22 protein-coding genes are annotated in these 21,372 nt (G+C 61.7%); 21 read left to right on the top strand and 1 reads right to left on the bottom strand.

Annotation, left to right across the window (positions count from 1 at the left end; all coding sequences use genetic code 11):
• Positions 1 to 12 precede the first annotated feature (12 nt).
• From AABE10_RS27180 to AABE10_RS27080, 21 genes are all read left to right on the top strand, one after another.
• Complete coding sequence (locus AABE10_RS27180; protein WP_007588164.1) at positions 13 to 372, top strand: NADH-quinone oxidoreductase subunit A; 360 nt, start codon at positions 13 to 15, stop codon at positions 370 to 372.
• 62 nt (positions 373 to 434) lie between these two features.
• Complete coding sequence (locus AABE10_RS27175; RefSeq protein ID WP_006052903.1) at positions 435 to 914, top strand: NuoB/complex I 20 kDa subunit family protein; 480 nt, start codon at positions 435 to 437, stop codon at positions 912 to 914.
• Positions 915 to 934: 20 nt separating this feature from the next.
• Positions 935 to 1,537: an NADH-quinone oxidoreductase subunit C gene (locus AABE10_RS27170; protein ID WP_087733289.1), complete on the top strand. Its 603-nt coding sequence runs from the start codon at positions 935 to 937 to the stop codon at positions 1,535 to 1,537.
• Positions 1,538 to 1,546: 9 nt separating this feature from the next.
• Entirely contained in the window at positions 1,547 to 2,800 is a 1,254-nt protein-coding gene (locus tag AABE10_RS27165) for an NADH-quinone oxidoreductase subunit D (RefSeq protein WP_342936314.1), read from the top strand.
• 158 nt (positions 2,801 to 2,958) lie between these two features.
• Positions 2,959 to 3,444 (top strand): NADH-quinone oxidoreductase subunit NuoE, encoded by a 486-nt coding sequence (nuoE, locus tag AABE10_RS27160; RefSeq protein WP_342936313.1) that lies wholly within the window; start codon positions 2,959 to 2,961, stop codon positions 3,442 to 3,444.
• Positions 3,441 to 4,769 carry an NADH-quinone oxidoreductase subunit NuoF gene (nuoF, locus tag AABE10_RS27155; RefSeq protein ID WP_342936312.1) on the top strand — a complete coding sequence of 443 codons (1,329 nt, stop codon included), beginning with the start codon at positions 3,441 to 3,443 and terminating at the stop codon, positions 4,767 to 4,769. The genes nuoE and nuoF overlap by 4 nt, the downstream gene beginning before the upstream one ends.
• Before the next feature lie 107 nt (positions 4,770 to 4,876).
• Positions 4,877 to 7,210, top strand: coding sequence for an NADH-quinone oxidoreductase subunit NuoG (gene nuoG / locus AABE10_RS27150; RefSeq protein ID WP_342936311.1), 2,334 nt, complete (start codon positions 4,877 to 4,879; stop codon positions 7,208 to 7,210).
• A complete protein-coding gene (gene nuoH / locus AABE10_RS27145; protein WP_342936310.1) occupies positions 7,211 to 8,275 on the top strand; it encodes an NADH-quinone oxidoreductase subunit NuoH in 1,065 nt (354 codons plus the stop codon).
• A gap of 15 nt (positions 8,276 to 8,290) precedes the next feature.
• Positions 8,291 to 8,779: an NADH-quinone oxidoreductase subunit NuoI gene (gene nuoI / locus AABE10_RS27140; protein WP_012401389.1), complete on the top strand. Its 489-nt coding sequence runs from the start codon at positions 8,291 to 8,293 to the stop codon at positions 8,777 to 8,779.
• 159 nt (positions 8,780 to 8,938) lie between these two features.
• Positions 8,939 to 9,607 (top strand): NADH-quinone oxidoreductase subunit J, encoded by a 669-nt coding sequence (locus AABE10_RS27135; protein WP_342936309.1) that lies wholly within the window; start codon positions 8,939 to 8,941, stop codon positions 9,605 to 9,607.
• A gap of 16 nt (positions 9,608 to 9,623) precedes the next feature.
• A complete protein-coding gene (gene nuoK / locus AABE10_RS27130) occupies positions 9,624 to 9,929 on the top strand; it encodes an NADH-quinone oxidoreductase subunit NuoK (protein WP_087733282.1) in 306 nt (101 codons plus the stop codon).
• An 18-nt stretch (positions 9,930 to 9,947) separates the two neighbouring features.
• On the top strand, positions 9,948 to 12,008 hold the full coding sequence (gene nuoL, locus AABE10_RS27125; RefSeq protein ID WP_342936308.1) for an NADH-quinone oxidoreductase subunit L: 2,061 nt from the start codon (positions 9,948 to 9,950) through the stop codon (positions 12,006 to 12,008).
• Between the two features lie 22 nt (positions 12,009 to 12,030).
• The gene (locus tag AABE10_RS27120; RefSeq protein ID WP_342936307.1) at positions 12,031 to 13,524 is read left to right on the top strand and encodes an NADH-quinone oxidoreductase subunit M; all 1,494 of its coding nucleotides are present in this window, start codon (positions 12,031 to 12,033) and stop codon (positions 13,522 to 13,524) included.
• Positions 13,525 to 13,550: 26 nt separating this feature from the next.
• A complete protein-coding gene (nuoN, locus tag AABE10_RS27115) occupies positions 13,551 to 15,029 on the top strand; it encodes an NADH-quinone oxidoreductase subunit NuoN (RefSeq protein WP_342936306.1) in 1,479 nt (492 codons plus the stop codon).
• Complete coding sequence (locus tag AABE10_RS27110) at positions 15,029 to 15,325, top strand: DUF2818 family protein (protein ID WP_087733278.1); 297 nt, start codon at positions 15,029 to 15,031, stop codon at positions 15,323 to 15,325. The genes nuoN and AABE10_RS27110 overlap by 1 nt, the downstream gene beginning before the upstream one ends.
• Positions 15,326 to 15,365: 40 nt before the next feature.
• Positions 15,366 to 15,956 carry an NUDIX hydrolase gene (locus tag AABE10_RS27105; RefSeq protein WP_342936305.1) on the top strand — a complete coding sequence of 197 codons (591 nt, stop codon included), beginning with the start codon at positions 15,366 to 15,368 and terminating at the stop codon, positions 15,954 to 15,956.
• Between the two features lie 301 nt (positions 15,957 to 16,257).
• Positions 16,258 to 16,692, top strand: a complete 435-nt coding sequence (locus tag AABE10_RS27100; RefSeq protein ID WP_342936304.1) for a DUF1178 family protein — start codon at positions 16,258 to 16,260, stop codon at positions 16,690 to 16,692.
• Positions 16,693 to 16,746: 54 nt separating this feature from the next.
• Entirely contained in the window at positions 16,747 to 17,943 is a 1,197-nt protein-coding gene (locus tag AABE10_RS27095) for an acyl-CoA dehydrogenase family protein (RefSeq protein ID WP_342936303.1), read from the top strand.
• A 10-nt stretch (positions 17,944 to 17,953) separates the two neighbouring features.
• On the top strand, positions 17,954 to 19,093 hold the full coding sequence (locus tag AABE10_RS27090; protein ID WP_342936302.1) for an acyl-CoA dehydrogenase: 1,140 nt from the start codon (positions 17,954 to 17,956) through the stop codon (positions 19,091 to 19,093).
• A gap of 33 nt (positions 19,094 to 19,126) precedes the next feature.
• Positions 19,127 to 19,585 carry a MaoC family dehydratase gene (locus tag AABE10_RS27085; protein WP_342936301.1) on the top strand — a complete coding sequence of 153 codons (459 nt, stop codon included), beginning with the start codon at positions 19,127 to 19,129 and terminating at the stop codon, positions 19,583 to 19,585.
• A complete protein-coding gene (locus tag AABE10_RS27080) occupies positions 19,582 to 20,046 on the top strand; it encodes a MaoC family dehydratase (RefSeq protein WP_342936300.1) in 465 nt (154 codons plus the stop codon). Before AABE10_RS27085 ends, AABE10_RS27080 begins: the two co-directional genes overlap by 4 nt.
• A 69-nt stretch (positions 20,047 to 20,115) precedes the next feature.
• Here AABE10_RS27080 and AABE10_RS27075 read toward each other — a convergent pair whose 3' ends face one another.
• On the bottom strand, positions 20,116 to 20,817 hold the full coding sequence (locus AABE10_RS27075) for a glutathione binding-like protein (RefSeq protein ID WP_342936299.1): 702 nt from the start codon (positions 20,815 to 20,817) through the stop codon (positions 20,116 to 20,118).
• Positions 20,818 to 21,372 lie beyond the last annotated feature (555 nt).

The following is a 21,372-nucleotide window of genomic DNA, read 5'->3' as shown; positions in this document are numbered from 1 at the left end:
TTGAGGATAGCTTTGAACCTCGCAGCCTATTTCCCCGTATTGTTGTTCCTCCTCGTGGGCACCGGTTTAGGCGTAGCACTGGTCAGTATCGGCAAGATCCTCGGTCCGAACCGGCCGGATACCGAAAAGAACGCACCGTACGAGTGCGGTTTCGAAGCATTCGAAGATGCGCGCATGAAGTTCGATGTGCGCTACTACCTGGTTGCCATTCTCTTCATCATTTTCGACCTTGAAACGGCGTTCCTGTTCCCGTGGGGTGTTGCCCTGCGCGATATCGGCTGGCCCGGCTTCATCTCGATGATGATTTTTCTGCTCGAATTCCTGTTGGGCTTCGCCTATATCTGGAAGAAAGGTGGCCTTGATTGGGAATGACGGGTTAATCGCCGGTTTGCATGGGTGGCGATGGCTCGCCGCCCGTCTGGAGTGGAAAACAAATGAGTATCGAAGGGGTCTTGAAGGAAGGGTTTGTCACCACCACGGCTGACAAGCTGATCAATTGGACGCGTACCGGTTCACTGTGGCCGATGACGTTCGGTCTCGCGTGTTGTGCTGTCGAGATGATGCATGCGGGCGCCGCCCGTTATGACCTCGACCGTTTCGGCGTCGTGTTCCGTCCAAGTCCGCGTCAGTCGGATGTGATGATCGTCGCCGGCACGCTGTGCAACAAGATGGCGCCTGCGCTGCGCAAGGTCTACGACCAGATGGCCGAGCCGCGCTGGGTGATCTCGATGGGTTCATGCGCGAACGGCGGTGGCTACTATCACTACTCGTATTCGGTGGTGCGTGGCTGCGACCGTATCGTCCCCGTCGATGTGTATGTGCCGGGCTGCCCGCCCACGGCTGAAGCGCTGGTGTACGGCGTGATCCAGCTGCAGGCGAAGATCCGCCGCACCAATACCATCGCCCGTCAATAAGGCCAGAGCCTCCCCACAATATGGCAAGCAAACTCGAGACCCTCAAAGCGAACCTCGAGGCGGCCTTTGGCGGCCGCCTGACGAGCATCACCGAATCTGTCGGTGAGCTGACCATCGTCGTGAAAGCGGGCGATTACCTCGAAGTAGCAAAGCGTCTGCGCGATGACGCGACGCTGCACTTCGAGCAGCTGATCGACCTGTGTGGTGTCGACTATCAAACTTACGGTGAAGGCGCTTACGAAGGTCCGCGTTTTGCCGCTGTCCTGCATCTGCTGTCCATCTCGAACAACTGGCGCCTGCGCGTGCGCGTGTTCGCGCCGGACGACGATGTGCCTCTGGTTCCGTCGGTCGTCGAGATATGGAATTCGGCCAACTGGTACGAGCGCGAAGCGTTCGACCTGTATGGCATCGTCTTCGAAGGCCATCCGGACCTGCGCCGCATCCTGACCGATTACGGTTTCATCGGTCATCCGTTCCGCAAGGATTTCCCGGTTTCCGGCTACGTCGAAATGCGCTACGACCCGGAAGAGAAGCGCGTCGTCTATCAGCCGGTGACGATCGAACCTCGGGAAATCACGCCGCGCGTGATCCGCGAGGATCACTATGGCGGCCTGAAACACTAAGAGAACGTCATGGCAGAGATCAAGAATTACACGCTCAACTTCGGCCCGCAGCACCCGGCAGCGCACGGCGTGCTGCGCCTCGTGCTCGAACTCGACGGCGAAGTGATCCAGCGCGCCGATCCGCACATCGGCCTCCTGCACCGCGCGACGGAAAAGCTCGCGGAGAGCAAGACATTCATCCAGTCGGTGCCGTACATGGACCGTCTCGACTACGTGTCGATGATGGTCAACGAGCACGGCTATGTGCTCGCGATCGAAAAGCTGCTCGGCATCGACGTGCCCATCCGCGCGAAGTACATCCGCGTGCTGTTCGACGAAGTCACGCGCGTGCTGAACCACCTGATGTGGATCGGCGCGCACGCGCTCGACGTTGGCGCGATGGCGGTGTTCCTCTACGCGTTCCGCGAGCGCGAAGACCTGATGGACGTGTATGAGGCGGTGTCCGGTGCACGGATGCACGCAGCGTACTATCGACCGGGCGGTGTCTATCGCGATCTGCCCGACGCGATGCCGCAATACAAGGCATCGAAGATTCGCAATGCGAAGGCATTGTCGAAGCTGAACGAGAGCCGCCAGGGCTCGCTGCTCGACTTCATCGAAGACTTCTTCAACCGCTTCCCGAAGTATGTCGACGAGTACGAAACGCTGCTCACCGACAACCGCATCTGGAAGCAGCGCCTGGTTGGCATCGGCGTCGTGAGTCCTGAGCGCGCGCTGCAACTGGGCATGACGGGCGCGATGCTGCGCGGCTCGGGCGTCGAGTGGGACCTGCGCAAGAAGCAGCCGTATGAAGTGTATGACCAGCTGGACTTCGACATCCCCGTCGGCGTGAACGGCGATTGCTACGATCGCTATCTGGTGCGTGTCGAAGAAATGCGTCAATCCACGCGCATCGCGAAACAGTGCATTGATTGGCTGCGCAAGAATCCCGGCCCTGTGATGACGGACAATCACAAGGTCGCGCCGCCATCGCGCGTCGGCATGAAGTCGAACATGGAAGAGCTGATTCACCACTTCAAGCTCTTCACGGAAGGCTTCCATGTGCCGGAAGGCGAAGCATACGCGGCCGTCGAGCATCCGAAGGGCGAATTCGGCATCTATCTCGTGTCGGATGGCGCGAACAAGCCGTATCGCCTGAAAATTCGCGCGCCAGGTTATGCGCACCTGTCCGCGCTCGACGAAATGGCGCGCGGTCACATGATCGCCGATGCCGTGACGATCATCGGCACGCAAGACATCGTGTTCGGTGAAGTCGATCGCTAGGCGAATTCACAAGCCGTATTCATCAAGGCGCGCGCTCACGTAGCCGATAACGCATGACAAGCGGGGCGCGCGTCAAGCAAAGGAACGCCGGGTCTGTCGCAACACGCAGTGCGCGACAGGTTTTCGTTCGGTAGGAATTGAAAGAGTCGTGTCTGAAAATGATCTCAGCTGAAGGCCTGAAAGAAATCGATCGTGCGATGACGAAGTACCCCGCCGATCAGAAACAGTCCGCCGTGATGGCGGCGCTGGCCGTCGGTCAGCAGGAACATGGCTGGCTGTCGCCCGAACTGATGCAGTTCGTCGCAGACTATCTCGACATGCCGGCCGTCGCCGTGCAGGAGGTCGCGACCTTCTACACGATGTTCGAGACGTCGCCTGTCGGCAAACACAAGATCACGCTCTGCACGAACCTGCCGTGCCAGCTCGGTCCCGATGGCGGTTCGGACAGCGCCGCCGAATATCTGAAGCAGAAGCTCGGCATCGACTTCGGCGAAACCACCCCGGACGGCAAGTTCACCCTGAAAGAGGGTGAGTGCATGGGTTCGTGCGGTGATGCTCCCGTGCTGCTCGTGAACAACCATCGCATGTGCAGCTTCATGAGCCGCGAGAAGATCGACCAGCTGCTCGAGGAACTTTCGAAATGACGTCTTTGCACGATCGTCACATCAAACCGCTGATTCTCGCTGGCCTGAACGGCGACAACTGGCATCTTCAAGACTACGTGGCGCGCGGCGGCTACAAGCAGCTGCGCCGTATCCTCGAAGAGAAGATTCCGCCGGAGCAGGTGATCGCCGACGTGAAGGCTTCGGGTCTGCGCGGCCGCGGCGGTGCGGGCTTCCCGACCGGCCTGAAGTGGAGCTTCATGCCGCGCCAGTTTCCGGGGCAGAAGTATCTCGTCTGCAACTCGGACGAGGGCGAGCCGGGCACGTTCAAGGACCGCGACATCCTGCGCTGGAATCCGCATTCGCTGATCGAAGGCATGGCCATCGGCGCATACGCGATGGGCATCACGGTCGGCTACAACTACATCCACGGCGAAATCTTCGAAGTGTACAAGCGCTTCGAAGAAGCGCTGGAGGAGGCGCGCGCAGCCGGTTTTCTCGGTGACAACATCATGGGCTCGGGCTTTACGTTCCAGCTGCATGCGCACCACGGTTACGGCGCCTACATCTGCGGCGAAGAAACCGCGCTGCTCGAATCGCTGGAAGGCAAGAAGGGCCAGCCGCGCTTCAAGCCGCCGTTCCCGGCGAGCTTCGGCGTGTACGGCAAGCCGACGACGATCAACAACACCGAAACGTTCGCTGCCGTGCCTTTCCTGCTGGAAGTCGGTCCGCAGGCTTACCTCGAAATGGGCAAGCCGAACAACGGCGGCACGAAGATCTTCTCGGTGTCGGGTGACGTCGAGCGTCCGGGCAACTACGAAATTCCGCTCGGCACGCCGTTCTCGACGCTGATGGAACTCGCGGGCGGCATGCGCGGCGGCAAGAAGATAAAGGCCGTGATTCCCGGCGGTTCGTCGGCGCCCGTAATTCCGGGCGACATCATGATGCAAACCGACATGGACTACGATTCGATCGCGAAGGCGGGTTCGATGCTCGGTTCCGGCGCCGTCATCGTGATGGACGAGACGCGCTGCATGGTGCGCTCGCTGTTGCGTCTGTCGTACTTCTATTACGAAGAGTCGTGCGGTCAGTGCACGCCATGCCGCGAAGGCACGGGCTGGCTGTATCGCGTCGTGCATCGCATCGAACACGGCCTCGGCCGCCAGGAAGATCTGGATCTGCTGAACTCGGTCGCCGAGAACATCATGGGCCGCACGATCTGTGCGCTCGGCGATGCGGCTGCGATGCCCGTGCGAGGCATGCTCAAGCACTACTGGGACGAATTCGAGTATCACGTCGCCAACAAGCGTTGCCTCGTCGGCGGTCATGCGGGCGCAGCGGCGGCATCGGAAACGGTCGCTGCATAAGCCAGAGTAAAGCCACAGGCGGGCGCAGGAGCCGCCGCTTTGCGCAAAAGCGCGGCGGCGAGCGGGCGAACGATTGAGCGGTAACAGGTTAAGGAAGATTGACCATCATGGTTGAACTTGAAATAGACGGCAAGAAAGTAGAGGTGGCCGAAGGCAGCATGATCATTCAGGCTGCGCATAAGGTCGATACCTACATCCCTCACTTCTGCTATCACAAGAAGCTGTCGATTGCGGCCAACTGCCGGATGTGTCTCGTCGATGTCGAGAAGATGCCGAAGGCCGTGCCTGCATGCGCGACGCCGGTGTCGGCGGGCATGATCGTGCGCACGAAGTCGGAAAAGGCGGTGAAGGGTCAGCAATCGGTGATGGAATTTCTGCTGATCAATCACCCGCTCGATTGCCCGATCTGCGATCAGGGCGGCGAATGTCAGCTGCAGGATCTGGCCGTCGGCTACGGCAAGTCGTCGTCGCGTTATAGCGAAGAGAAGCGCGTCGTGTTCCACAAGAACGTCGGCCCGCTGATCTCGATGGAAGAAATGACGCGCTGCATTCACTGCACGCGCTGCGTCCGCTTTGGCGAAGAGATCGCCGGCGTGATGGAGCTCGGCATGCTGGGCCGTGGCGAGCACTCGGAAATCACGTCGTTCGTCGGCAAGACGGTCGACTCCGAACTGTCGGGCAACATGATCGACTTGTGCCCGGTCGGCGCGCTGACCAGCAAGCCGTTCCGCTACAGCGCCCGTACGTGGGAGCTGTCGCGTCGCAAGTCGGTGAGCCCGCACGATTCCGTCGGCGCGAACCTCGTCGTCCAGGTGAAGAACAATCGCGTGATGCGCGTGTTGCCGTTCGAGAACGAAGCGATCAACGAGTGCTGGATTTCGGACAAGGACCGTTTCTCGTACGAAGGCCTGAACAGCCCGGAACGTCTGACGCGTCCGATGCTCAAGCAAGGCGGTCAGTGGATCGAAACGGACTGGCAGACTGCGCTCGAATACGTCGTCAAGGGGCTGAAGGGCATCAAGGCGGATCATGGCGCGGACGCGTTTGCCGCGCTCGGCAGCGCGCACAGCACGGTCGAAGAACTGTTCCTGCTGAAGAAAATCGCTGAAGCGGTCGGCACGCCGAACGTCGATTTCCGTCTGCGCCAGACGGACTTTTCGGCAGACGCAAACGGCACGCCGTGGCTGGGTACGGCTATCGCGAATCTGTCGATGCTCGATTCGGCATTGGTGATCGGCTCGTCGCTGCGCCGCGACCATCCGCTGTTCGCCGCGCGTCTGCGCCAGGCAGCGAAGGGCGGCGCGAAGATCACGCTGCTGCAAGCCACGCGCGATGACGCGCTGATCCCGCAAGCTACGCGCATCGCCGCGGCGCCGTCCGCATGGCTCGGCGAACTGGCTGGCATCGCTGCCGCCGTGTCGGAAGCGAAGGGCGTCGCGTTGCCGGAAGCATTCGCAGGCACGCAGGCGTCGGACGTCGCGAAGCAGACGGCGGCATCGCTCACCACGGGCGAGCTCCGCGTCGTACTGCTCGGCAACGGCGCAGTCCAGCATCCGGAGTTCGCGCGCATTCACGCAGCAGCTCAATGGATCGCCGATGCAACGGGCGCATCGCTCGGCTTCTTGACGGAAGCGGCGAACACGGTCGGCGCGCATCTCGTCGGCGCATTGCCGGGCGAGGGCGGTCTGAATGCTCGTGAAGTCTTCGAGCAGCCGCGCAAGGGTTATCTGCTGCTGAATCTCGAACCGGAATTCGACACGGCCAACCCGGCGCAAGCGCTTGCCGCGCTGAACCAGGCGGAAATGGTCGTCGTGATGTCGCCGTTCCAGACGGGCGCCGAATACGCAGACGTCCTGCTGCCGATCGCGCCGTTCACGGAAACGGCCGGCACGTTCATCAACGCGGAAGGCACGGTGCAGATGTTCAACGGCGTCGTGCGTCCGCTGGGCGATACGCGTCCCGCATGGAAGGTTCTTCGCGTGCTGGGCAGCCTGCTCGGCGTGCCGGGCTTCGAATACGACACGGCTGAAGAAGTGCGCGTCGCCGCGTTGGGCGATGGCGATCTGACGCCGCGCCTGTCGAACAGAACGACGACAGCCGTCGCGCGCGGCAGCGCGGCGAAGGCGGCGGATGGGACGTTCGAGCGCATCGCCGATGTGCCGATCTATCATGCCGATCCGCTCGTGCGCCGTGCAGAGTCGTTGCAGCTGACGGCGGCCGCGCGTGCCGCACACACGATCGGTCTGCCGGCGGCGCTGTTCGACAAGCTGGGTTTGAAGGAAGGCGACGCCGTGCGCGTTCGTCAGGGCGATCGCTCGGTGCAGGTTCCGGCCGTGCGTGATGCGAATCTTGCGGAGACGGTCGTCCGCGTATCGGCGGCTACGCCTGCCGGTGCGGCGCTGGGCAACCTGTTCGGTGAACTGGTGGTGGAGAAGGCGTAAATGACCTTGTTCGATACGATCAACGCGGGCGGCAGCCAGCTTCTCGGCGTGGCCTGGCCTACGGTGTGGGCACTCGTGCGCATCCTCGTGGTGTCCGTCGCGATCCTGCTGTGCGTGGCTTACCTGATCCTGTGGGAGCGCAAGCTGATCGGCTGGATGCACGTGCGTCTCGGCCCGAACCGCGTCGGCCCGGCAGGTCTGCTGCAGCCAATCGCCGACGTGCTGAAGCTGCTCCTCAAGGAGGTCATTCAGCCGACGCAAGCGAGCCGCTGGATCTACCTGATCGCGCCGATCATGGTAGTGGTCCCCGCGTTCGCGGTGTGGGCGGTGATTCCGTTCCAATCGGGTGCGGTGCTCGGCGACATCAACGCGGGGCTGCTGTACGCGATCTCGATTTCGTCGATGGGCGTGTATGGCGTGATTCTCGCCGGCTGGGCGTCGAACTCGAAATACGCGTTCCTCGGCGCGATGCGCGCGGCGGCGCAGATGGTGTCGTACGAAATCTCGATGGGCTTTGCGCTCGTCGTCGTGATGATGACGGCAGGCACGATGAACCTCTCGGACATCGTCGGATCGCAGATGCGCGGCATCTTCGCGAGCCACGGCGTGACGTTCCTGTCGTGGAACTGGCTGCCGCTGCTGCCCGCCTTCGTCGTGTACTTCATCTCGGGCATCGCCGAAACGAACCGCCACCCGTTCGACGTGGTGGAAGGCGAGTCGGAAATCGTCGCAGGTCACATGATCGATTACTCGGGCATGGCGTTCGCGCTGTTCTTCCTCGCCGAGTACATCAACATGATCGTAATTTCGGCGCTGGCTTCCGTGCTGTTCCTGGGCGGCTGGAGCGCGCCGTTCGGGTTCCTGTCTTTCATCCCCGGCATCTTCTGGCTGGTCCTGAAAGTGTTCTTCCTGTTGTCGGTATTCATCTGGGCGCGTGCGACGTTCCCGCGTTACCGCTATGACCAGATCATGCGTCTGGGCTGGAAGGTGTTCCTGCCGGTTACTGTGATCTGGGTGATCGTGGTCGGCCTCTGGATCATGTCGCCGTTGAATATCTGGAATTAAGGAGGCGGACGAACCATGACCGCAATCCAAAACTTCTTCAAGACCTTCTTTCTGACCGAACTGCTGAAAGGCCTCGCGCTGACGGGACGCTATACGTTCCAGCGCAAGATCACGGTGCAGTTCCCGGAAGAGAAGACCCCTATTTCACCGCGTTTCCGTGGGCTGCACGCGCTGCGTCGCTATGAGAACGGCGAAGAGCGCTGCATCGCATGCAAGCTGTGCGAAGCGGTGTGCCCGGCGCTCGCGATCACGATCGAATCGGAAACGCGCGCGGACAACACGCGCCGCACGACGCGCTACGACATCGATCTGACCAAGTGCATCTTCTGCGGTTTCTGCGAGGAGAGCTGCCCGGTCGACTCGATCGTCGAAACGCACATCCTCGAATATCACGGCGAAAAGCGCGGCGATCTGTACTTTACGAAGGACATGCTGCTGGCAGTCGGCGACCGTTACGAAGCGGAAATCGCTGCGAACAAGGCAGCCGACGCACCCTATCGTTGATTTGGGTTGATATAGCAGTTCGACGCCGCACGGCTTACCAGGCGCAAAACCGTGCGGCGCTGCCAGACCGCTTGGGTGCCGCGTCAGAGAAAGCGATGTATCAGAAGACGCGCGCCGAAGCACGAAGCCTGACGATGGCCTAACGATGAATCGGTAATCATGGAATTCACGACCGTACTGTTCTACATCTTCGCGTTACTCCTGACGGTGTCAGGGCTGAAGGTGATCACTTCGCGCAATCCGGTGGCATCCGCGTTGTTCCTCGTGCTCGCGTTCTTCAACGCGGCCGCGATCTGGATGCTGCTGCAGGCGGAATTCCTCGCGATACTGCTGGTGCTGGTGTACGTCGGCGCGGTGATGGTGCTCTTCCTGTTCGTCGTGATGATGCTGGACATCAATCTCGACGTGCTGCGGCGCGACTTCAAACGCTTCGTGCCGATGGCGACGGTGGTGGGCGCCATCATCGTGGTCGAAACGGCGCTGATCCTGTGGCACGGCTATGGCGCGACAGTTCAGCCCGTGCGCGACACGACGGCTGCCGTCGCGGGCGCCGCCGACTGGTCGAACACGCGCCTGATCGGCAAGGTCATCTACACGGACTACATCTTCGCATTCGAAGTGGCCGGCCTCGTGCTGCTGGTCGCGATCATCGCGGCGATTGCGCTGACCGCGCGTCATGGCAAGGACAGCAAGCGCCAACGCGTGTCGCAACAGGTGAAAGTGCGCCGCGAAGACCGCATGCGCGTGGTCAGGATGGCAGCAGAGAAGGAACGTCTGGCTGAACCTGAAGCCATTACCGGCGACGCTGGCGCCGGCAAGAACAGCTGACGTAGAGGAGAAAAACATGTTGTCACTTGCCCATTACCTCGTGCTCGGCGCGATCCTGTTCGCGATCAGCGTCGTCGGCATATTCCTGAACCGACGCAACGTCATCATCATCCTGATGGCGATCGAACTGATGCTGCTGGCGGTCAACACGAATTTCGTCGCGTTCTCGCATTACCTCGGCGACGTGCATGGCCAGATCTTCGTCTTCTTCGTGCTGACCGTTGCGGCAGCCGAAGCGGCGATCGGCCTCGCAATTCTGGTGACCCTGTTCCGTAGCCTCGACACGATCAACGTCGAGGATCTCGATCAGCTCAAAGGTTAATTTCAGGCACAGGCTCTTATGTCAACGACACTCAATGAAAACCTGTTGCTGGCGGTTGCGCTCGCACCGCTGGCCGGCTCGCTGATCGCAGGGCTGTTCGGCAAGACGGTCGGGCGTGCGGGTGCGCACTCGGTCACGATCCTCGGCGTCGCGATTTCGTTTGTTCTTTCGTGCATCGTTTTCCTCGACGTGCTGAATGGCGCGAGCTTCAACGCGACCGTGTACGAATGGATGACGGTCGGCAAGGTGAAATTCGAAATCGGCTTCCTCGTCGACACGCTGACGGCCATGATGATGTGCGTCGTGACCTTCGTGTCGCTGATGGTGCACATCTATACGATCGGTTACATGGCCGACGAAGAGACGGGCTACGAGCGTTTCTTCTCGTATATCTCGCTGTTCACGTTCTCGATGCTGATGCTCGTGATGAGCAACAACTTCCTGCAGCTGTTCTTCGGCTGGGAAGCGGTGGGTCTCGTGTCGTACCTGCTGATCGGCTTCTACTTCAAGCGTGAGAGCGCGATCTACGCAAACATGAAGGCGTTCATCGTCAACCGCGTGGGCGACTTCGGCTTCATTCTGGGGATCGGCCTGATCCTCGCGTACGGCGGCTCGATGAACTACGGCGAAGTGTTCGCGAAGAGCCACGAGCTGGCCTCGCTGACGTTCCCGGGCACCGACTGGGGCCTGCTGACGGTCGCATGTATCTGCCTCTTCATCGGCGCGATGGGCAAGTCGGCGCAGTTTCCGCTGCATGTATGGCTGCCGGACTCGATGGAAGGCCCGACGCCGATCTCCGCGCTGATTCACGCGGCAACGATGGTGACGGCCGGTATCTTCATGGTGACGCGCATGTCGCCGCTGTTCGAATTGTCTGATTCGGCGCTGTCGTTCATCACGGTGATCGGCGCGATCACGGCGCTGTTCATGGGCTTCCTCGGCATCGTGCAGAACGACATCAAGCGTGTCGTCGCGTACTCGACGCTGTCGCAGCTCGGCTACATGACGGTGGCGCTCGGTGTGTCGGCGTATCCCGTCGCCGTGTTCCACCTGATGACGCACGCGTTCTTCAAGGCGCTGCTGTTCCTCGGCGCGGGCTCGGTCATCATCGGCATGCACCACGACCAGGACATGCGCAACATGGGCGGCCTGCGCAAGTACATGCCGATCACGTGGATCACGTCGCTCGTCGGTTCGCTCGCGCTGATCGGCACGCCGTTCTTCTCAGGCTTCTATTCGAAGGACTCGATCATCGATGCGGTCAAGCTGTCGCATCTGCCGGGTTCGGGCTTCGCGTACTTCGCGGTTGTCGCAAGCGTGTTCGTGACGGCGCTGTACTCGTTCCGAATGTACTTCATGGTGTTCCACGGCGAAGAGCGCTTCCGCGGTCCGAAGCATCCTGACTCGCCGATGGGCGCCGAAGCCGCTGCGCACGGCCACGGCGATCACGGCCACGGTCACGGTCACGACGACCATGCTCACGAGCCGCACGAAACGCCATGGGTAGTGTGGGTGCCGCTGGTGCTGCTCGCGATTCCGTCGATCGTGATCGGCGCAATCGGCATCGGCCCGATGCTGTACGGCGATTTCTTCCAGCACGGCGTGGCGTTCGAGAAGGTCATCTTCATCGGCGAAAACCATCCGGCGCTGCACGAGATGGCGGAGGAATTCCAGGGCTGGGCCTCGATGGGCCTGCACGCCGCGTCGGGCGTGCCCGTTTGGCTGGCGCTCGCGGGTGTCGTGGTGGCGTGGTTCCTGTACCTGCAGCGCCCCGATCTGCCGGCGACGCTGCGCCGCGCGTTCGGTCCGATCTATACGCTGCTGGATAACAAGTACTACATGGACAAGATCAACGAAGTCGTGTTCGCACGCGGCGCCGTGGCCATCGGCCGTGGCCTGTGGAAGGAAGGCGACGTCGTGGTCATCGACGGTATTGTCAACGGAAGCGCGCGCTTTATCGGCTGGTTCGCGAGCGTGATCCGTTTCCTGCAATCGGGTTACATCTACCATTACGCGTTTGCCATGATCATCGGCATGCTGGGGCTCTTGACCCTGTTTGTAACGCTCGGCGGCAAATAAGAACAGGCTGGAGACACTTCACATGCATACGACGTTTCCGATTCTAAGTATCGCAATCTGGATGCCGATTGTTTTCGGCCTGGTGGTTCTGGCCATCGGTTCAGATCGTAATCCCGGTCCCGCGCGCTGGATTTCGCTGATTGGCTCTGTCCTGAGTTTCATCGTGACGATTCCGCTGATCACGGACTTCGACACGAGCACGGCCGCATTGCAGTTCGAAGAGAAAGCCGGCTGGATCGATCGTTTCAATATCACGTACCACCTCGGCGTCGACGGTATCGCGATGTGGTTCGTCGTGCTGACGGCGCTGATCACGGTGATCGTCGTGATCGCCGCGTGGGAGGTGATCACGAAGAACGTCGCGCAGTATCTGGCCGCTTTCCTGATCCTGTCGGGCATCATGGTTGGCGTGTTCTCGGCGGCCGACGGCATGCTGTTCTACGTGTTCTTCGAAGCGACGCTGATCCCGATGTACATCATCATCGGTGTGTGGGGCGGGGTGAACCGCGTGTACGCGGCATTCAAGTTCTTCCTCTACACGCTGATGGGCTCGCTGCTGATGCTGGTCGGCCTGCTGTACCTGTACACGCAGACGGGCACGTTCGATCTGGCGACGTGGCAAGCCGCGAAGCTGTCGATGACCCCGCAGGTGTTGCTCTTTATCGCGTTCTTCCTCGCGTTCGCCGTCAAGGTGCCGATGTGGCCCGTCCACACGTGGCTGCCCGATGCGCACGTTGAAGCGCCGACGGGCGGCTCCGTCGTGCTGGCCGCGATCATGCTGAAGCTGGGCGCGTACGGTTTCCTCCGCTTCTCGCTGCCCATCGCGCCGGATGCGAGCCATTTCCTCGCACCCGTCGTTATCACGCTGTCGCTGATCGCCGTGATTTACATCGGCTTCGTCGCGATGGTGCAGGCCGACATGAAGAAGCTGGTCGCGTATTCGTCGATCGCTCACATGGGTTTCGTCACGCTCGGCTTCTTCATCTTCAACCAGCTCGGTACGGAAGGCGCGATCGTGCAGATGATCTCGCACGGCTTCGTGTCGGGCGCGATGTTCCTTTGCATCGGCGTGCTGTACGACCGCATGCACTCGCGTCAGATCGCCGACTACGGTGGCGTCGTCAACACGATGCCGAAGTTCGCCGCGCTCGTGATGCTGTTCTCGATGGCGAACTGCGGCCTGCCGGGTACGTCCGGTTTCGTCGGCGAGTTCATGGTGATTCTGGCCGCTGTCCAGTACAACTTCTGGATCGCGTTCGGCGCGGCCGTGACGCTGATTCTCGGCGCGGCCTATACGTTGTGGATGTACAAGCGCGTGTACTTCGGCGCGGTTGCGAACGACCACGTGAAGAGCCTCGTCGACATCAACCGTCGCGAGTTCTTCATGCTGGCGGTGCTCGCCGCGTTGACGCTGTACATGGGCATCTATCCGAAGCCCTTTACCGAAGTGATGCACGTGTCGGTGGAAAACCTCCTCTCCCACGTCGCGCAGTCGAAGCTGCCGCTACCGCAGTAATGCCGAGCGGAGGAATTTAAAAGATCATGCAAAACGCTCCTATGACCGCCTTGTTGCCTGACGCGCTGGTGATGGCCGCCATCGTCGTCGCGTGGCTCAACGACACCTTTGCCGGGCCCGACAGCCGAAAAACGACGTATTTCATTGCGCTCGTTTCGTCGGTGGTGGCCGGCATCTGGTTTGCCATCGAAGCCTTCGCGCCGGGCGCCGGGCCGCAGTACTTCTTCTCGCGCATGTACGTGGTGGATCCGTTCGCCAGCGTGATGAAGGCGGTCGTGTCGCTCGGCTACGCGCTGACGATCATCTACTCGCGCAAGTACCTGGAAGATCGCGGCCTGTACGAGGGCAACTTCTTCCTGCTCGGCATGTTCTCGCTGCTCGGCCAGCTGATCATGATCTCCGGCAACAACTTCCTGACGCTGTACCTCGGTCTGGAACTGATGTCGCTGTCGCTGTACGCGGTGATCGCGCTGCGCCGCGATGCCGCTCCGTCGAACGAAGCGGCGATGAAGTACTACGTGCTGGGCGCACTGGCTTCGGGCTTCCTGCTGTACGGCATCTCGATGCTCTACGGCGCGACGGGCTCGCTCGAACTGAACGAAGTGCTGAAGGCCGTCGCATCGGGCCGCATCAACGACGTCGTGCTGCTGTTCGGTGTGATCTTCATCGTCGCGGGTATCGCGTTCAAGATGGGCGCCGTGCCGTTCCACATGTGGGTGCCCGACGTCTACCAAGGCGCGCCGACTGCAATGACGCTCATCGTCGGCGGCGGCCCGAAGGTCGCGGCGTTCGCGTGGGGCCTGCGCTTTCTCGTGATGGGCCTGCTGCCGCTCGCCGTCGACTGGCAGGAGATGCTGGTCATCCTGGCCGCGCTGTCGCTGATCGTCGGCAACATCACGGGTATCGTCCAGCGCAACGTCAAGCGGATGCTGGCTTACTCGGCCATTTCGAACATGGGCTTCGTGCTGCTCGGCCTGCTGGCCGGCGTGGTCGACGGCAAGACGGGCTCGGCCGCGAGCGCATACGGCTCGGCGATGTTCTACAGCATCATCTATCTGTTGACGACGCTCGGCTCGTTCGGTGTGGTGATGCTGCTTGCGCGCCGCGAGTTCGAAGCCGAAACGCTCGACGACTTCAAGGGACTCAACCAGCGTAGCCCCATCTTCGCGTTTGTGATGATGGTGATGATGTTCTCGCTCGCCGGCATTCCGCCGACGGTTGGCTTCTACGCGAAGCTTGCGGTTCTCGAAGCGACGATGAACGCCGGGCTCACGTGGCTCGCGGTGCTCGCGGTGATCACGTCGCTGTTCGGCGCGTTTTACTATCTGCGCATCGTCAAGCTGATGTACTTCGACGACCCCGTCGACACGACGCCGCTCGCGGGCGACGCCTGCAAGCGCACGCTGCTGGCACTGAACGGCGTCGCCGTGCTGGTGCTCGGCATCGTTCCCGGCCCGCTGATGTCGATCTGCCTGAACGCGATTTCGCATACGCTGCCGCTGTAATGTCGGCAGCGGGGTGGTTCATCGTGCTGTTGGCGCTCGCGGGCGCCAACTTGCCGTTTCTGAATCAACGCCTGTTCGGTGTCGTGCCTTTGAGGGCCGCGAAGAAAAGCGCGTGGATCAGGATCGGCGAACTGATCGTGCTGTATTTCATTGTCGGCGCGCTCGGCTTCCTGCTCGAAGCGCGTGCCGGCAACCGCTTCGAACAAGGCTGGCAGTTTTACGCGATTACGTTCAGCCTGTTCATCGTGTTCGCCTTCCCGGGCTTCACGTTTCAATATCTCGTCAAACGGCGCTGACGGTTTCAGCCGTCGCGCCTCTCGCCGCAAGAGGCCGCACATGGCAGAACTTCCCGATCACGACGCTACGCTTACCGAGACCTGCATCAAAAGCGAAGTGGCTTATCAAGGGCCCTTCATGACGGTCAAGTGCGATACCGTGCGCCTGCCCGATGGCAAAACGGCGACGCGCGAATACGTCAAGCATCCCGGCGCCGTGATGGTGATCCCTCTCTTCGACGACGGCCGCGTGCTGATGGAGAGCCAGTATCGCTACGCGATGGGCAAGGTGATGGTCGAGTATCCGGCCGGCAAGCTGGACCCGCACGAAGACTCGCTGACCTGCGCGAAGCGCGAGCTGCTCGAAGAAACGGGCTACACGGCTCGCGAGTATGTCTATCTGACGCGCATTCACCCGATCATTTCGTACTCGACGGAGTTCATCGACATCTATGTCGCGCGCGGTCTGACAGCGGGCGAGCGCAAGCTCGACGACGGCGAGTTCCTGGAAACGTTCATCGCCAAGGTGACGGACGTGTCGGAATGGGTACGCACGGGCCAGGTGAGCGACGTGAAGACGATCATCGGCACGTTCTGGCTCGAGAAGTTGCTGTCGGGCGAATGGGCGACGAACGCGGCAGAGGCGGGCTGATACGCCGCCCGCTTCGACTCGGCGATGGTCTGCAAAACGGCAGCCCTGGCGCTGCCGTTTTCCTTTTCTGACGTTCGTTGTGGCGCTGCCATCGACGCTTCGGCGCGTCGTGCATCAAGGCGCTAAAATCACTGATTATCGTGTTTCTGCCTGCGCATTATGCGGTGCCCAATGCCGGAGCAGTCGTCTGACTGTGCTGCCGCTAGCGGGCCCGACGAGCCAAGGCAGGAAACGATTTTAACGAACGACCGTTCAAAAATTCCAATTTTGCGCTAAACTCGTACGCAAGCCCTGATTCCACATGAAGGTCCTCGATCTACAGTGTCCGCACGATCATCGGTTCGAAGGCTGGTTTGCTTCCGCCGATGACTTCGAATCGCAGTTGTCCCGCAAGCTGGTCGAATGTCCGATTTGCGGTGCGACCGAAGTGAGCCGTTTGCCGTCGGCGCCTCGCCTGAATCTGTCGAAGGCGACTAGCGCCCCGTCGGAAACGGCTCCCGCGAACGCTAGCGAGTTGCAGGCGCACGTGATGCGCGCGCTGCGCGAGGTGCTGGAAAAGACCGAGAACGTGGGCGACCGCTTTGCCGAGGAAGCGCGGCGCATTCACTACAACGAAGCGCCTGCCCGTAGCATCCGGGGCGTCACGACGCCTGAAGATGCGCGCGCCCTCGTCGAAGAAGGCATCGATGTAATGCCGCTGCCGGTACCCGCCGCGCTGAAAGAGCCTCTGCAATAGCCATTGCTTGCAGTGCTCCTGGCGGCAACAGGCCGCGGCCAGGAGACACTGCGCATGGATCTGAACTATTCCCCCGCCGACGACGCGTTCCGCGCCGACGTCCGCGCCTGGCTCGAAGCGAATCTGCCTGATGAGCTGCGCGACAAAGTCCTCAATCATAAGCGTCTGAATCGCGCCGACCACGCGAACTGGCACAAGCTGCTCGGCAAGCGCGGCTGGTCGGCGCCTGCCTGGCCCGCCGAATATGGCGGCCCGAACTGGAACGCGACGCAGCGCCATATCTGGGAAGACGAGTGCGCCCGCGTCGGCGCGCCAGCGGTGTTGCCGTTCGGCGTGTCGATGGTCGCGCCAGTGCTGATGAAGTACGGCAGCGAAACGCAAAAGCGCCGCTATTTGCCGCGGATTCTCGACGGCACCGACTGGTGGTGCCAGGGTTATTCGGAGCCGGGCTCGGGTTCGGATCTGGCGTCGCTGCGCACGCGTGCCGAGCGCGTCGGCGACCATTACGTCGTCAACGGCCAGAAGACCTGGACGACGCTCGGCCAGCACGCCGACATGATGTTCTGCCTCGTGCGCACCGACGGCGGCGCGAAGAAGCAGGAGGGCATCTCGTTCCTGCTGATCGACATGAAGACGCCGGGCATCACCGTGCGTCCCATCATCACGCTCGACGAGGATCACGAAGTCAACGAAGTGTTTTTCGAAGACGTGAAGGTTCCTGTCGAGAATCGCGTCGGCGATGAGAATCGCGGCTGGACCTATGCGAAGTATCTGCTCGGTCATGAGCGCACGGGCATTGCGCGTGTCGGCGAGTCAAAGCACGAACTCGTGTTTCTCAAGCGTCTCGCTCTGAGACAGAAAAAGAACGGCAAGCCGCTGCTTCACGATCCGCTCTTCGCCGCGAAAGTCGCGAGCCTCGAAATCGAACTGATGGCGCTCGAAGTCACGGTGCAGCGCGTCGTGGCGAACGAAGCGGGCGGACGCGGTCCGGGACCGGAGGCGTCAATGCTGAAGATCAAGGGCACGGAAGTGCAGCAGGGACTGACGGAGCTGATGGTCGAAGCCGTCGGCCCGCTCGCCGCGCCGTTCGATGTGCCGTTCCTCGAAGGCGAACGCGCGCACAGCATCGCGGGCGACGACGATGCCGCGCCGCTCGCCGCGTACTACTTCAATTATCGCAAGACCTCGATCTACGGCGGCTCGAACGAAATTCAAAAGAACATCATCGCGCAGATGATTCTGGGACTGTGAGGAGCGGCGCATGGACTTCAATTTCACCGACGAACAACAGCAATTCGCGGACGCGCTGCGCCGCTACCTCGACAAGCACTACGGCTTCGAAGCACGCCAGGCGATCGTGCGCTCGGAAGCGGGTGTATCGAACGAGCACTGGTCCGCGTTCAGCGAGCTTGGCCTGACCGCGCTGCCCGTGCCCGAGGCGCAGGGCGGTTTCAACGGCGGCACGGTCGACATGCTGGTCGTGATGCAGGAGCTAGGGCGCGCGATCGTGGTCGAGCCGTACTGGTCGACGGCTGTCGGCATCGAAGCGCTGAAGCTGTCCGGCACGGGCGAAGGCGACGACGCCGCGCTGCTCGGGCGCGCGGCGCAAGGCGAGATCAAGCTTGCCGCCGCGTTTCACGAGCCCGACGCGCGCTACGATCTGTTCGCGATCGAAACAAAGGCGGCGCGTCAGGACGACGGCTACGTGCTGAGCGGCACGAAGTCGGTGGTGCTGCACGGCGCGCAGGCCGATCATTGGATCGTGCCCGCGCGACTCGACGGCGAAGTGGCGCTGTTCGTCGTCGCGCGCGATGCCGCGAGTACGCAGACCACCGCGCAAGTCACCGACTATCGGACGATCGACGGCCAGCGCGCCGCGACGCTCGCGTTCAATGCGACGCCGGCGCGAAAGCTGAACGGCAGGCATTCGGGTGCCGCCGCGCTCGAGCATATCGCCGACTACGGCATCGTTTTGTTGTGCTCGGAGGCGATCGGCGCGCTCGACGCGCTGAATCACGCGACCGTCGAATACACGAAGACGCGCCAGCAATTCGGCGTGCCCATCGCGCGGTTCCAGGCGCTGCAGCATCGGATGGTCGAAATGCTCATCCACACCGAGCAGGCGCGTTCCGCGACGTACCTCGCCGCTGTGCGCTACAGCAGCGATGACATTGACGTGCGTCGCCGTGCGGTGTCCGCGGCGAAAGTGCGCGTGGGCCAGGCTGCGCGCTTCGTCGGCCAGCAGGCGGTGCAGTTGCACGGCGGCATGGGCGTGACGAACGAAGTGGCAGCCGCGCATCTGTTCAAGCGCCTTACGATCATCGAGACGACGCTCGGCGATGTCGATCATCATCTTGCGCGCTTTGCCGCGCTGCCGGGGTTCGCGACAGCCGACGCATGAGCGCCCGGCTTCAACAGTGCAACGAGGTGAAAGATGGGATTGAGCTACGAGGACCTGGAAGTCGGCAGGACGTATGAAGTCGGCACGCACACGTTCACCCGCGACGAGATCATCCGCTTCGCGGAGCAGTACGATCCGCAGCCGTTCCATGTCGACGATGCGGGCGCTGCCGCGTCGCCGTACGGCACGCTGATCGCGAGCGGCTGGCACACATGCTCGGTGATGATGGGCATGCTCGTGCGCAACATGCTGCAAGGTTCGACGTCGATGGGTTCGCCCGGCATCGACGACTTGCGCTGGTTCAAGCCCGTGCGTGTCGGCGACACGATTCGCATGACCAACAGCATCCTCGACAAGCGCGTGTCGGCGAGCAAGCCGGATCGCGGCATCGTGTCGACGGAATGGCAGGGCATCAATCAGAACGGCGAGCTCGTGATCACGGTGCGCTCGAAGGCGATCTTCGGGCTGCGCAATCCCGAGGCGGCCGCATGACGCCCGAACTGACGCTGGGCCACGCCGACGACGTGCGCGCGCTCGTCGGCCAGCCGCCGCGCGTGAGTCGTTGGGTCAAAGTCGATCAGGCGAGCGTCGACCGCTTCGCTGACGCGACGGGCGATCACCAATGGATTCATGTCGATCCCGAACGCGCCATGCGCGAGTCGCCGTTCGGCGGGCCGATCGCGCATGGCTTTCTGACGCTGTCGCTGATTCCGGCGCTGCTCGTCGGCACGTTCGGCTTCAAGCAGCGCATGGGCGTCAATTACGGGCTCAATCGCGTGCGCTTCACGGCGCCTGTGCCCGTGGGCTCGCAGTTGCGCGCGCGCTTTGCCGTGTCGGGCGTGACGGATGTCGAAGAGGGCGGTGTGCAGATCGTGTGGAACGTGACGCTCGAACGGGAGGGCAGCGAGCGTCCCGTGTGCATCGCGGAGTTCATCACGCGACACTATTTCTAGCAACGCTCGCAAGCGCCGTTGCGATGAACTTCGACGCATCGCAACGGCACGCATCACCGATAGAGTCGCTCAGTGCTTCGCGTACTGCGTCGCGCCGAACAGCACTTCCTTCGCCTTTTCGTCCATCAACGGCGCGCGCTCCGATGCCAGCACTTCGACGCCGCGTTGCACGGCGGGGCGCGCGGCGATCTCTTCCTGCCAGCGCTTTACGTTCGGAAACTCGTCGATCTGCAGGCCCTGGTTTTGCCACGAGCGCGTCCACGGATAAGTAGCGATATCCGCGATCGTGTAGTCGTTGCCCGCCAGATAACGCGTGTTGCCGAGCTTCGCATCCATCACGCCGTACAGGCGCTTCGCTTCGTTTGTGTAACGGTTGATCGCATATTCGATCGGTTGCGGCGCATACACGCGAAAGTGATGCGTCTGGCCGAGCATCGGGCCGATGCCGCCCATCTGGAACATCAGCCATTGCAGCGTTTCGTAACGCGCGGCGGGATCGATGGGGAGAAACTTGCCCGTCTTCTCGGCGAGGTAGATCAGAATCGCGCCGGACTCGAACAGCGAAAACGGCTTGCCGTCCGCGCGTTTCGGTCCATCGCTGTCGACGATGGCGGGAATCTTGTTGTTCGGGCTGATCTCCAGAAACTCGTGCGTGAACTGATCGCCAGCGCCGATGTTGATGGGATGCGCCTTGTATTCGAGGCCCGTCTCCTCGAGCATGATGTGAATCTTGTGGCCGTTCGGGGTTGCCCAGCTGTAGACATCGATCATCGTGGCTCCTTCCTTTTGTCTGGTTGTCTGCGACGCTGTTTTGCTTTGCCCTTATCGCGGGCATCCGCGATTGCGCCTCGCGGCGCGGGCGTTGCCCCTGTGCGGGGCGGCACTCACTTTCTTTGCCGCCGCAAAGAAAGTAAGCAAAGAAAGCGGGCTCACACCGCCAATCCTTGACCTTTACCCACGGGCTCTCAACGTCCCCATACTTCACGCGGCAGCATGCTATCTCGTGCGCGTTGCCCACGCATTTATTCGATGCCTCACCTGCCTCATGCACCCGCGTTGCAGCCCGCGACATCGAAGATTCCCCCGCCCCTTTGCGGCAAACTGTGTGTAGGCATTCGCACCGCACAGGACACATTCGCCAAGCATGCGGCTCAAGTGCGGGCGTTGTCCTGCACAACACAGCAACCTCATTCACTACCGACATGCAGCGCTGAGCGTTCGGTATCCCTTCGTTGTGCCACACGTGCATGAAGCGGGTGAGGCGTTTAGCCAGCACGTTGGCAACTACATAAGCCAGCACACTGGTGTGCGAAGCGCGGGGACGTT

It is taken from the genome of Paraburkholderia diazotrophica (assembly GCF_038900755.1).
Taxonomy (GTDB): domain Bacteria; phylum Pseudomonadota; class Gammaproteobacteria; order Burkholderiales; family Burkholderiaceae; genus Paraburkholderia; species Paraburkholderia diazotrophica_A.
This window is presented reverse-complemented; position numbering and strand designations above follow the sequence as displayed.